At 46.3% G+C, this 13678-nt stretch carries 4 protein-coding genes and 2 pseudogenes; all 6 read right to left on the bottom strand.

All coding sequences use genetic code 11. The features are described 5' to 3' along the window. Nucleotides 1–551: 551 nt before the first annotated feature. Nucleotides 552–2887, bottom strand: a pseudogene (tamL, locus tag JCM10512_RS17445) (translocation and assembly module lipoprotein TamL). Between the two features lie 2 nt (nucleotides 2888–2889). Next, nucleotides 2890–7396, bottom strand: a pseudogene (locus JCM10512_RS17440) (translocation/assembly module TamB domain-containing protein). Between the two features lie 343 nt (nucleotides 7397–7739). Continuing rightward, nucleotides 7740–10097, bottom strand: coding sequence for an ATP-binding response regulator (locus JCM10512_RS17435; protein WP_044164963.1), 2358 nt, complete (start codon nucleotides 10095–10097; stop codon nucleotides 7740–7742). A gap of 27 nt (nucleotides 10098–10124) precedes the next feature. Further along, nucleotides 10125–11477 carry an MATE family efflux transporter gene (locus JCM10512_RS17430; RefSeq protein WP_044164961.1) on the bottom strand — a complete coding sequence of 451 codons (1353 nt, stop codon included), beginning with the start codon at nucleotides 11475–11477 and terminating at the stop codon, nucleotides 10125–10127. Between the two features lie 41 nt (nucleotides 11478–11518). After that, complete coding sequence (locus tag JCM10512_RS17425; RefSeq protein WP_044164958.1) at nucleotides 11519–12757, bottom strand: M16 family metallopeptidase; 1239 nt, start codon at nucleotides 12755–12757, stop codon at nucleotides 11519–11521. Between the two features lie 5 nt (nucleotides 12758–12762). After that, nucleotides 12763–13602 (bottom strand): peptidylprolyl isomerase, encoded by an 840-nt coding sequence (locus JCM10512_RS17420; protein ID WP_044164957.1) that lies wholly within the window; start codon nucleotides 13600–13602, stop codon nucleotides 12763–12765. Between the last annotated feature and the right edge of the window lie 76 nt (nucleotides 13603–13678).

The raw sequence follows: 13678 nt of genomic DNA, 5'->3' as shown, positions 1-13678 counted from the left end.
CCAAAGAAAAGCTCAAGCTTGACTTTTTGCTCCTACTCCCTCTTTACATTCCGCTATCGGGCAGCAACTCGCTTCGCTCAAACAATCTGCCCGCTTTAACGCTCCATTCCAGTCGTCCGCTTAACGGAGCAAAAGGTAGAGCGAAGACCTTTCGGTTCTATTACATAAATGGATGGACAGTGACGTGTGTGTGCATACCATCGCTAAAACATCCACTTACACAAACAGACGAAAGCAATCATAAGAATACCATACCATAAGAACAAGCACCAACACAAGCAAGAAGTAACAGAATGAAAGCAATCATAAGAGTACCATAAGAGCAAACACCCACATAAGCAAAGAGTAACAGAATGAAAGCAACAGAAAACCAAGACCGGCCTCTTTGTGAAGGCGTAAAACGGAGGAGTTTCCGATGGCGTTAAGACGGGCAGACTGTTTGAGCGAAGCGAGTTTCTGCCCGTTAGCCAGAGGAAGCACCGGAGTAGCCTTCACAAAGAAGCCTTGAATTTTCTTTGTTTCTTTCTTTGTTTCAAGACAAAGAAAGAAAATCAGAAGGGATACCCAATTGCGAAGTGGATTCCCAGATTCTTAAAGAAGGCCCCGCCGGCATTGAAATAACCATTCTTTTCCGTGTCATACGGATAGTGAAGCGGAATACCGAAGTCGAACCGGAAGACCAGAATATCCATATCGTAGCGGAATCCGACTCCCGTACCCAATGCGATCTGCTTAGAGAAAGTCTTCAACTGAAGCTGAGAGTCTTTCCGAGCCTCATCCTTGCGCAACAACCACACATTACCCGCATCAAGGAAAGTCGCTCCCCAGAAACTTTTGAAGATGCGAAAGCGATACTCTACATTGGCCTCAAAGCGGAATGTTCCCGTCTGATCGAGGAATGAATATTGGTCTTTCTCGGGATGATAGCCGCCCGGACCGATACTACGCACCGTAAAGGCACGAATGCTATTAGCACCACCGACATAGAACTGTTCGCTATACGGTGCTATCGTGCATTGCCATACGTGAACAAAGTTCCCAACGCTACCCGGCTCGCCACCATATTGTTCTGATCCATCTTCCACAAATGGCGGAACTCGGTACTCAACTTAACGAACTGCGCGAAAGGAGCGTTAAGCAGACTTTTATCCGGTTCGCTAAACGATTTACCGAATATCCGATAAATACCCGAGGTGATATTACCCGCCGAGGTTATCGTGGACTGCCACCAGATCGGATTCTTAACACGCCTCATCGAAGAGTTATCGTATGTGTACGTATATTCCATAGCCGGAATAAACTGATCCTTTAAACTGAGATACAGAGCCGGATTGGCGTCGGCAATGGCCTCAAATTCGGGCGATTTATGTTGGAGTACATTAAACGTTAGTTTAAAGGGTGTAATGCTATGCTTATTAGTCCGTGTCGGTTGGAAATCGTAGGTCGCATTTCCGCCAAAGGAGAGTAGTTTATAATACTTTGCACGATTCAATTGATTGACATACAACCGGAAGGTCGTCGTGGCCGGGAAGTCGAACTCTTGCTTTCCCCAACGTGGGAATACCACCCGTGGGAAAGTCAATGCCGTAGAAAGTCCCATCTCCCAACTATTCATGAGAGAGTTCTTCTCGCCACTTCCCGTTTGCCATTCATACGAGCCTTTCAGCTTGACGTTCCAGCTCTCTCCTCCTCCGAACACATTGTTACGCGTCACTCCGAAAGAAGCTCCGGGACCTGTTTGGTCGTTGCTCTTAGTCACAACATTTAGTTCCAACTCAGCATCCAGCGGTTTAGCAAAGGTAGCCCGCAAAGCAACATCCAAGGTATCGGAATTCGCTGCCGCATCACGTGGTGCATATTGCACATCCATGTAACTGAAAATGCCTAACTGGCTCAGTTTCTCCTGCACCTGTTCCTGTCGGTGCTGACTATACAAACGCGTCCGGTTCGATGCTCTCATTTGCCTGCTCCGTACATAAGCCTGATAATTAGTCCAACGATATAACATATTGGGGCGCACCTTCAGCTTTTCGTAGTAGTGGATGTTCATATCCTTGTAGGTCATACTATCAGTAGGCGCTTCCCCATTCTTTCCATATAGGTAAATCGAAGAGTTACCCACATAGTATTGCCGTTGCGCGGCAGCAGGGAGTACACCAACCGGAAGTAATTTTAGACTGATATGCCCACCGGGAACCAGCGTTGTATCTGCCTGAAAAGTCATATAGTCGGGGCGGAAGTAGAAGTAGCCGCGGTTACGCAACAGACTGCTGACACGTGTCCGTTCCTCATCCAATTCGACTACGTTAAACTGCTCACCGGGTTTCACGTACGCCATTCTCCGCCCACGTTCCATAACCTGCAAAGTCGGTCGGGAAAAGCCCTGATAAAAGATTGTATCTACCTCGTAAGGATTCTTCATGTCCACCGTATAGCGTATACCGGCTTTCAAACTATCTTTTTTATTCACCAACGTTGCGTACGAAACGGTACCGTTAAAGTAGCCGTAGTCACGAAGCAAGTTAGTAGCTATCTTCGCACGCACATCCGGGCTCACGGTCGAGATGAAGACCGGCGGATTGGCTGCCAACTTGTTGAACATCCATTTACCCAACCCTTTCTCATACTTCACAAAGCTATTGTACATCCACATTTTGAAAGGAATGGGCAAAAAGCCACCTACTATTTTAGTGCTCGGTGTCTTGTTGAGGGCTGCTTCGATTTCGGTTAGAGCCGTCTCGCCCACCTTAGTCGTCGATTTATTCAGTATCTCGGTTTCACTCCCTGTATAAAGTTGCTCGCCCTCGGGCAAATGTTTGGTAACCGAACAAGCGGCCAACAGTACACCTGCCATCATATATCCCCATAACCTATACGTATTCTTCATACTTATTTCTTCTTCTTAAAGATGAACAATTCACTGAGTTTATCCAACTTCTTACGCAACACCAGACCGACACCGGTTTCCGTAATCTCGCCTTCGAGCACACTCTCATAATTCTTATCATAGAATAAACGAACATAACGAGTTCCGGTTCTATCCAAGCGATATTCCAAGGAAACATTATCGATAAAAGACTCAGCGTCATTCGATGCGTTCTCTCCCGTGGAGACTTTTCCGCCTATCACGATCTGGAAACGATCGTTGAAGAAACGTTGCGAGTAGCGGAAGCTATAATCCGTACGCTTTCCACCGGCATCCATCTCGCCATGATCTTCAATACCCACAGAAACACTCGCTCCCTTGAGGTTACCCATCAAGGCATTTATCTGACTGCTCAATACCGAGTTCAAAGCCGAGTTCATATTCAACAGACTTCCACCTTTCCCACCACCGCCAATCGGTCCGGTTCCCAGATAAGTCTTGGCCAACATGATGTAAAGAGCCTGTTTACCACGTTCTTCGATTCCCATAGCAGTCAGTTCATTTTGTATAGTCGCATCTTCGGGAGCTGCCACATCAAAAGCGAACGAAAGATTATCCATGTGGTTTTTAACTACCACCGAAACATCGAAGTTAACAATGCGTGTTCCACCTCCTTCTCCTTCGGAGACCGAAGCGCGTATCCGGTCGGTAGCTTTAAAGTTCAACATCGGGTCCATCGGATCACCGGTCCACTCCACATAGCTGCCGTTATCAATGGCAAACTCTTTAGCGGCAATCACCGGTAGAGAGTACTTCATTACCCCTCCACTCAAGGTATATCGGCCAGTTAGCGTCATATCACCCTGCGGCGTGTACTTCAACGACAAATCGCCTCCACCTTCCAGCTGTACCCGGTTGTCATTGCTTGCATCGAGATCGACCTTCAACCGTACCGATGGGTCAATATGTACCATCATATTCATATCCAATCCGCCAAGCGACACAGTAGGCACATCCTGCCGGATCACGGTAGTGGTATCGCTGAAAGAGGTAAAGGTAACCAAACTTCCCAAGCGATCCTGTACAGTCAACGGAGAGTCTGTCAGAATGTAAGAAACATCCGTACTACCCAGCAAATTCATATTCCCACGCATCGTGAGCGCCTCTAACGGCCCCTTCACGGTGGCACGGAAGTCAGCAAGTACTTTTCCGTAAACCAAGCTTTCACGCGTACGCTTCGCATCGAGTAGCACATAGTTTTCGGCAAGCATATTCAGATTGGCCATCGGCTTGCTCATATCCCGGAAGTCGACATAGCCATCAATCGTGAATGGATTCTTTCCGGTGGTATAAATAGCGAACTTATCAAAGATCATCCGGTTATTTTGCAATTCCACCGGACGGTTGTCGAATAGGAAGCGAGCGCCGTATTGGGCTGAGTAGACAGAAACACTGTCTAAGATCAGCTTCCCGTTAATTAATGGTTGTTGAGTACTTCCGCTGATATGCAAATCACCATCCATATCTCCCGCCAAGGTCACCAGTTTGTCGGGCACAAAGACATTGGCTATACGCAACGGGAAGTGTTCAAGCGTTGTATTGACCTCGATGCTGTCTTTACCGGTTGGAGTAGGTGTCAAGGTTCCATCGGCAACCATCACTTCGGTCCCTTCATGCGTGAGATACGTATTTACATACTGTTGTCCATGTTCTCCCGGTAGCCAAGTTGCTCCCAAGCCGACATTACCAATGCGTTGACGTTCGTAGGTCAAGTCTTTGATTACCGCTTCGGCTGAGAGTTGCAAACTCTTCTCGGTCTGGATATAATGCGCCTCCGCAGAGAATAGGCCGGAGATTTCAGGCAGATAAGAGTATACGACTGATTTCGTCCAACCGGATACGCCTAAGCTCCATATCTATATTCTGTAGAGAGACCGTATCTTCCCGCACGGAGTGAATCCGGAATCCCATCCCTTCTTCATCCCACATATCGACATTGGCATATACACGCATGTTCTTATGCAGGTAAATCCAGTTATTATTCTCATTGAAATGGAACTTACGGAAGGCGACAATCGGTTCTTTCGGAATCAACGTGAAGATTAATCCGTTGCCTTTGCCATGCCCTTCAATTAACGGACGAGCATTGACTCCCAGCAGTACACCGGTTTCTCCCTTCTCGTTTTTATATTCTACTTGCAGTTCGGCATCATGATCGCGGATCTCTCCGGTGAGCGAAGTCGAAAAGGAGATATGCGGATTCTTCGGTCCATTGATCACTCCACCACGCAGGTTCATTTTCGCCGTATCTTGTCGGGCTACAAAGAAGATCGTATCGAGCTGCAATGTATCCACTTTCAGGGTATGAATCAAAGCCCTACCATTAATTCCCCAATCGGGTGCCGCACCAAATTGGACTGAGACGTCTTTATAGGATATGTCTTTCGTTGCCAGGAAATACGCCAACGGATTTTCTTGGCCGGCGGAAAAGGAGAATACCGCAGTAGGTAATGCTTTACGCAATTCGGCATGATCGAGGGCTTTCTCGTCAATCTGCTTCATCAATACATCGACAAAACGGGTCGATTGGCGCATCAAAGGATACAGCCCCATACGCGAGTTCAGACTTAATTTCATGTCGCCGGCTTCTATTTGCGCATGTGTCAGACTCTTCCGTACCTCTGCTTCCAAGTTAAAAGCAAAAGGATGCTTCAAGGGTTTAGGAGCAAGGCCAAGCTCATATAGGTCCAACGAAGTGACTGCCAACGTCACCTTGCCATCGGGATACGAACGAGTTACATGATATTCACCCTCAGCATGCATTTTCAACAACTCATTGTCGCTGGAAAGCCGGGCCGTTGCCAATCCGCCTTTTAAATCTCCATCCAGCGAAACGTTAGAAAGCCGGTAATGGGTATAATGAAGTTCGTCGAGCGTAAGATTCAGTTTAGCATACGAACGATAAGACATCACATCCAATCCTTTTCCGGAAGCCGTAGCCGAAAGTGATAGTTCGTAAATGGAATCTTTGGGTAGAAAGTGATGTATTTGGAAATCGCTGACTTTCAAGTCAGCCTTATAAACTTCGGTGGTACTATTGAGCGTTGCATTCACATCTACGCTACCTGTTCCCTCTTTCAAGGCAAGCAAAGCTTTGTATTGCGGACCGTTTATATCTACGCGCGCCTTCAAATTCATATTGTTCGGTACAACCAGCGAACCATCCAAAGGCATTCCCGTCAGTCCGGCGAGGAAGTCGAGGTTCTGGGTATTCATATCCAGCGCAATGGTACCGGTGCGTGCCAAGCTGTCCGTCAAATTTTCCATAGAGCCTCCTCCTTTGATGGAAAAAGCACCCGGAAGCTCAGCACTTAAGCGGGAGATCTGCAACTGTTTCAGGTTCCCGTCTGTTCCCGCATGAACAACCAAGGGGCGGAAAGGATAAGCCTTCTTAAAAGTTTCCGGCAGTCCGCCGGCAAACAACATAACATCTTCCTTGCCAATATACGCATTGAAGCGGGAGACCAGCCGGCCGGCAGTCGGTATAGTAAGCAGTTCCCAATAGGTATGTACAAAAAGATCCAGTTCAGAATGAGGCGTGAGCAGTCGCAAATCGGGAATGCTAATAATGGAGTCGTTGGAAAACATACGTCCTGTCAGCGAGCTAACACTTAAGCCAGAGCGTTCGTTTAAGGTGAATTCCCGAATCACAGCATTCATGTTCCGACCCTCATACAACAGAGAATCCAGTCCCAAGCGCATATCTCGCACCGCAATGTGGGATGCGTCAAATCCTTCACCTGCCGGTGCGGTTCCTACATCGTAATTAGCAGAAGCACCCGAAAGCAAAAGTTGCTTCAGTCCATAAAATTGTTTCTTTAAATCCGCCCGGACTCCCTCCACACTCGCCTCTCCCAAATGGGCAGCCATGCGAGTCGAATCAGCCGGAAGTTGCATACTGAAAGATACATTCTTGAGTTTCATCTTTCGCAAATCGACTTGCCAATTGAGCGGTGCAGATTCTGTGGTATCTTTAGGGGTTGTCGTATCCTTCATCAGAAGTTGGATATGCGTATCCGATAGTTCTACCCGGTTGACAATAGCCATCTCATTCGTTAGGTCTACCCCGTGGCTTTCGAGTACAAAATGCCCCAACACACCCTTTATTACCATGCCATCGACAAGATCGAGGGAATTAACCCGTGCACGTTTCAAGGTAATATCGTCTACTTCTACTTTTCCTTTAATCAAAGGCAAGACCTGAACGCGTACATTCAGACTTTCGAGCATGAGGAGCGTATCTTTTTTCTGGATTACCTCCACGCCACGTACCAATAAATTTAGCGGAAAGCGAAGGTCGATTCGCTCTACAGATATTTGCATACCGGTAGCTTTCGATGCATAGGCAGTGGCTTCCCTGCGCAAAAGATTTTGTACAGGAGGTATATAGAGTAATACCATTAATATTACAAAGAGTATGATGGGAGTAAGCAATATTCTAACTACCCATTTGATCCATTTTCGCTTCATTCCAGATGTGTCAGTGCAAACTTCGTACAAAGTAAACAATTTCCATTGAAAAAATGTTTGTCGGAGTTGCAAAATAAACGCAGGAATGGAAAGATGCCAAATGGCTTTTAGATCTTTACTGGCTACAAATATACGAATTCACCCTCCTCCTTCGACAGAGGCCGCATATCTGTTCGCTTTTCATCGCATGATCGCTTTATCACACCAGCTCATATTCAAGCGAACTGATTAGCATAAAGCTCAGGAGTAAACACTACGATTCGTTGAGTAATGAGACCGGGGTGAAGTATATTCGTGGATCTTCTTTTCAACAAACAAGCATACAAATCGATACAAATATTATTCAACAGACACTGTACCGTTTGGCCTCTTCTACTACGAAGTTTACTTCCACCAGAACACGCTCCGTCTTCTGCCTTATGATTTCGGTAAAGCTCTCTCCTCGCTGTTCTTCTAAATAAGTCAATAGAGGTAAAGCATCATTTGCCTTAATTAAGGTAAAGAGCGGAAGCAGCTTATGGGCCATATCGGCTATTCCATCAACCTCTTCATTCTTCAACGCTTGCTTCATAGAGATAGCATTCTTCGCCGTTTCTTCTACAAACGAATTAATAATAGACCGGGCAGCTGTGGTATCATCCCCAGAGAAAGCTGTAAGTGCAGAGAAGTTAAACAAGAGATTTCGGCCAGATAACCTCGTCTCCTGTTCATCAGAAAGAAAATCATCCTTTGCCAACATCAGGTCGATAGCCTGAACTTCATCGGCAGACATCTGCCCAAGGCTGATTGTCGCCAATAGTTCTCGGACGCTAAAAGGCTTATGCAGGCAACCGGCGAAGCCATGTTCGCGTAAAGCCTGCTCATCCATATCGTGGCGAGCAGTAACGGCTATCACCGGTATGGTACGCGCTTGCGGAATATTGGAAGCACGCAGTAGTTTCACCAAGTCGAAGCCATTAATTGCCGGCATCTGTATATCGGTCAACAGGACATCGAAAACTGAAGAGCGCAGATGATCTGATAAGTCTTCCAACTGCTCACAACAGATCGCATCAATTCCATACTGTTGCAACATCGCTGCCGTGAGTTCCAGTTGAATACGATCATCATCAATCAATAGTACCCGTACGGTCTTGATGGGAGCAACAGCTATCGACTCCTCCTCCGTTTCCAAATTTTGTAGTTCGTCGGCAGCTTCTTCTCCGGACACAGATTGCTGTACCGGCGTAAGTACCAAGGTAACGGTAAAACAACTCCCTTCTCCCAAGGTACTTTCTACTTGAATCTCACCTTTGAGCAGAAGTACCAGTTTACGAACGATCGATAACCCCAGACCGAAGCCTTCCTCACCTTGCGCTCCAGGCAAACGGGTAAACTCCTGAAAGATGCGTTCTTTATCCTCCCGAGCCATCCCCTGTCCGGTATCGGCTACAGATAGAATAAGGTGAGGCTCTTCGTAACGGATTGTTAATGTTACGCTACCTTGTTGCGTAAACTTAACCGCATTGGAGAGCAGGTTATTCACGATTTGTCGAATCCGCAAAGGGTCACTAATAAACGTACCGGCCAATTCGGGAGCAATGTCGCACTCCAAGCTCAAACCTTTCGCAGCGGTCAAAGGTTCAAAGCTCGTACGGATCTCCTCGAATAGCTGAATCGGTTTAAAAGGAACCCGCTTGACTTCTGCCTTGTTCAGGTCGAGCCGATGAAAATCTAATAAATCGCTGACCAACTTAAGCAGATGTTCCGAAGAGATCTTCATATTATTTAAATAGAACCGCTGGCGCTCATCGGCAACCAATTTCCGGAGCAACTCAGAATAGCCGATGATAGAACCTAAAGGAGCTTTAAAGTCATGGGTTATGGCAAGCATTAATTTCTCGCGGGCAATCAATAGCTCTTCCGCCTTTTTGTTGGCAACTTCCAACTGCTGCCGATACCTATTACTGCGGGTAATGTCTCGCCCGATCAGTATGAGAAAAAGAGCCGAAAGAAGCACAGCCCCCACGGCGATACCGCTGATTGTACGTATCGAACGCATCCGGACTTCTTGTTGCCATTCGGCATCCTCACGGGCGCGCTGAGACATATCACTCTTATAATCTTTTATTAAGGTGTCTATCTGTGCGGTTAGTTGCGTATTTGTCTGCTGAAACCGAGCATTATCCCGCCGAACAGTCTTCTTTCTTTGGGTACGCTTCCCTTTGCTTGCCTGTCTGATTTTATGCTGTAGAGAATCGGCTGAAGCAGCCGGTTCAAGAATGGTATCGGTTGCGAACTCCAAGGATGAGTTAATCAATAAGGCACTATCTTTTTTGGAGGGGACAAAGACTTCGGCTAAACGCTTAAAGAAGCCTTTCTTCTTGGGAGCGGTAATCAGGGAGTCCCGCTTGGTTATGACACGCCGCTGCACACGATGTTGGTTAGCAGCCGGGTCTTGTTCAAATATGATTTCACCAATCTCGGAGGCAGAAAGCAGACTGTCATTAGCTTCGCTCAACACACGCAGCATCTGAATGGTATTCTGATCTTTCTCGCGCAAAAGCGACAATAGGCTATCGGTCTTCAGATTTTGCTGGTTATCGGCTTCGGACAATGCAGCCATTTCCCGATGCACAAATACCAGTGAGAAAAGAAGTATAGTCAGCAACAGCGTATAGCCTGCTACAATTTTCAATTTTGTAAAGCGGAATGAAGCCATAAGCGTTATCGTAAAGAGGTTTATAAACTAGGGTGAATAAGGCCGGGGCCGAGTTTTATAACGGAACCGCAACCATAACATAATCCCCGCACTGGTTAGCCCAAAGGGGAAAGCCATCCAAACTCCGGCAACACCCCACTCCAGAACAAATCCACAGAAATATCCCACAGGCAACGAGATGAGGAAGTAAGAGATAAATGCAATGACCATCATCGGCTTTACATCCGAAATACCACGCAGGGCATTGGCAAAGTTTATCTGAAGCCCATCGCCAAACTGATAAATAAGCAAGGGGATGACCAAAGTGGTGACCATAACCGATACTTCTGCACTATCCGTAAACCAGCCGCCCAAATAGTGGCGACAGCTAAACACAATACAAGAGAGAATAACGCCCAACACCATTATCAGATGAAATCCGGCATAAGTCGAACGGCGTACATTGAGTATATCTTCTTGCCCTTTGAAATTACTTACCCGAATAGCCACGGCAGCGCCCATACCATAGAACATCATGAAGGTGAACTGCGAAATGGTCAGCATAACCTGATGGGAAGCCAGTGCAATCGTACCCAGCCACCCCACCATAACCGTGCTCAGACTGAACGAAGCGGTCTCCATTCCCATCTGAAGCCCAATGGGCCAACCCAAGGCATTGAGCCGGCGGAATGTCAGTTTTGACCATCCCATGCGAAAGAAACCAACCCGGTAACGGCTAAACCGACGGCTCCGAGCAAACAAGATGATAAATACAGCCAGCATTGCCATACGTGAAAACAAGGTGCTAATTCCTGCACCAAATAAGCCGAGTTCGGGGAATCCCAGTTTTCCGTTAATCAAAACATAGTTACTGCCAATATGCAGCACATTACCCATGAGCAGAATCCACATGGCGGTTTGCGTATCCGTTATCCCATCGGTAAACTGCTTAAAACCATTGAAAAGCATTACGAACACTAAAGAGAATAACAGAATTAGGTAATAGGGTTTAATCAACGGAAGCAGCTCTTCGGGTTGCCCTAGGCGCTCAATATTGAGATACAAAATACCCATTACCAGAATTAAGAGTAAGCTGACCAGGAAATTAGCCAGCAGACTGCAACGCAAAGCTTGTCCGGCTTGTGCAAACTGGCGGGTCCCATATAAGCTACCGACTATTGGGGTCAATCCATACGAGAATCCGGTACTAAAAAAGATAGCCAGATTGAACATATTATTCACAAATGAGGCTGCTCCTAACTCACTTGTACTGTGATGTCCTACCATCAACGTGTCGGCAAACCCGATTACAATAATGCCTAACTGTCCGATAATAATCGGAAGCCCTAAAAAGATTAATGCTTTATAATGTTCTTTATACTTGCCGTAAATTTCTCTCATCTATTTCATCACAGTTAACGGTTCGGTCCAAGGAGCCCTTTTCAGGCATCCTGCTTCTTATAATAGAGTACAACTCCATTTTCTTTTCTGAAAGCGGTCCGGGCGACAGCTTGCAGGTGGGCGGGCGTTACAGCCCGGTAACGATCTACTTCTACTTCCAAATCCTCCGCTCGTCCAAGGAGTTCGAACCAAGCAAGGTTGGTAGCCACATTCAGATAATTAATATTCCCGAAGATCTGGGTCGACTCGAATTTGTTTTTGACCTTGGCCAGTTCTTCCTGATCAACGAGTTCCTGTTGCAAGTTATCCAGTTCTTCACGCACAGCAGCCTCCGCCTGTTCCAACGAGACTCCGGCAGCGGGCTTACCACAAATATGGAATAAGCCGGCATCGACCGTCCCCGATATATAGGCATCAATACTCGAGAATAATTGCTTTTCTTGTATCAACCGCTGGTTGAAGCGACTCGACCGCCCGTTGCTTAACACATCGGACAGAATATCGAACGCATAGTAATCCGGATCATTGTGCCCGCACATGTGATAAGCCATAAACAACGAGTCGATCGGCACATTGCGTTCCACAGTCATACGTTGTTCTTCGGTTTGCGCAACCTCTCTTTCCAGGTTGCGCTGCGGAACATTACGCCGGGGAATAGGTCCAAACCATTTCTCCGTCAGTTCCATCGCATCTTCAAAAGTTATATGTCCGGTAACAGCCAGAATGGCATTGTTAGGTGCATAAAAGCGAAAGAAGAAATCTTTCACATCTTCCAAGGTCGCATTAGCTATATGCGACAAGTCTTTGCCAATCGTAGGCCATTGGTAAGGATGCCGCTTATAGGCCAATGGACGCAGCAAATGCCCGACATCACCATACGGCTGATTCAGGCATCGCTGTTTGAATTCCTCCATCACCACCCCACGTTGTACCTCCAGGCTACGTTCGCTAAAATCCAGACTCAGCATGCGGTCTGACTCCAACCAGAAGCCTATTTCAACATTTTGGCGGGGTACCGTAAGGTAGTAATTGGTGATATCATTATTTGTCCAGGCATTATTCTCCCCTCCTGCCAATTGCAACGGGGCATCATAATCGGGTATGTTTACCGATCCGCCAAACATGAGATGCTCAAACAGATGGGCAAACCCGGTATGCTCGGGATCCTCGTCCCGCGCGCCAACCTTATACGTGATATTAAGGGCTACCATCTGGGTGCTATCATCTTGCATGTGCACCAGCTTCAACCCGTTTTCTAAAATATGCCTGTTGATCTTCATTTTATTTAGTCGAGTACGGTGACTTTCTTTATTTTCACGTCAGCTTCCGGACGATCACCACGGTCGGTTTTAACCTGTTGGATCTTATCTACGATATCCAAACCTTCCACTACTTCACCAAACACGGTATACTCACCATCTAAATGCGGGGTTCCGCCAAGTGTTGAATAAGCCTTGATTTGTTCCGGAGTAAAATGGAATTCAGGCAGATTAGCTCCTTCTTTCTCGGCTTGAATGATCAGTTTATCCTGCAAGTCGGAAAGTCCTTTTTCATCACTCTCCTTACGCATCTTATAGATCTCTTTCATATGCTTCTGTGCCAAAGCATTGAAAATATCATTTATTCTATTTTCATTCTTTTGGTTTTCCATGCTCAACAGCGTGGAGTCATTATAGACCTTACCGGTAACGATATAGAACTGACAACCGGAAGATTCTTTCTTCGGATTTACGTTATCGCCTTGGCGGGCAGCCGAAAGCGCTCCTTTCTTATGGAAATACTTTGGGTAAACAAACTCAGCAGGAATTGTATAGCCTACATCACCGCCACCAAGCATTTTTCCTTTCGGAGCATTCTTCGAATCAGGATCACCGGCTTGCACCATAAAATCTTTGATTACCCGGTGGAACAATACGCCTTCATAAGTTCCGTTTTCCGCCAACTTAATAAAGTTATCACGATGTTTAGGCGTCTCATTGTATAACTTAACCTTTATATCCCCTAACGATGTCTCAATCTTTAGCAATACTTCTTTACTCATATCTCTTTCTTTTTTTATTCCCGTTTTACAGGCTGTAAGCCCACAAAACAATATAGTTAATAGTATCCATGCACTCTTTTTCATAACAGTTTCATTTTATTTAAGTTTGCAAATATACGACTTTCACCTAAATCCTTTTACCTTTGTAACTTAAAAGAGA

This window comes from Bacteroides reticulotermitis JCM 10512 (genome assembly GCF_000517545.1).
GTDB classification, from domain to species: Bacteria; Bacteroidota; Bacteroidia; order Bacteroidales; family Bacteroidaceae; genus Bacteroides; species Bacteroides reticulotermitis.
The sequence above is the reverse complement of the archived record's forward strand: the minus strand, read 5'-3'. Positions and strand labels throughout refer to the sequence as shown.

What these genes read in the sequence shown, in the direction of transcription:
- JCM10512_RS17420 (WP_044164957.1), bottom strand. Translation starts at nt 13,602, where the DNA reads ATGAAAAAGAGTGCATGGATACTATTAACTATATTGTTTTGTGGGCTT.
- JCM10512_RS17430 (WP_044164961.1), bottom strand. Translation starts at nt 11,477, where the DNA reads ATGAGAGAAATTTACGGCAAGTATAAAGAACATTATAAAGCATTAATC.
- JCM10512_RS17425 (WP_044164958.1), bottom strand. Translation starts at nt 12,757, where the DNA reads ATGAAGATCAACAGGCATATTTTAGAAAACGGGTTGAAGCTGGTGCAC.
- JCM10512_RS17435 (WP_044164963.1), bottom strand. Translation starts at nt 10,097, where the DNA reads ATGGCTTCATTCCGCTTTACAAAATTGAAAATTGTAGCAGGCTATACG.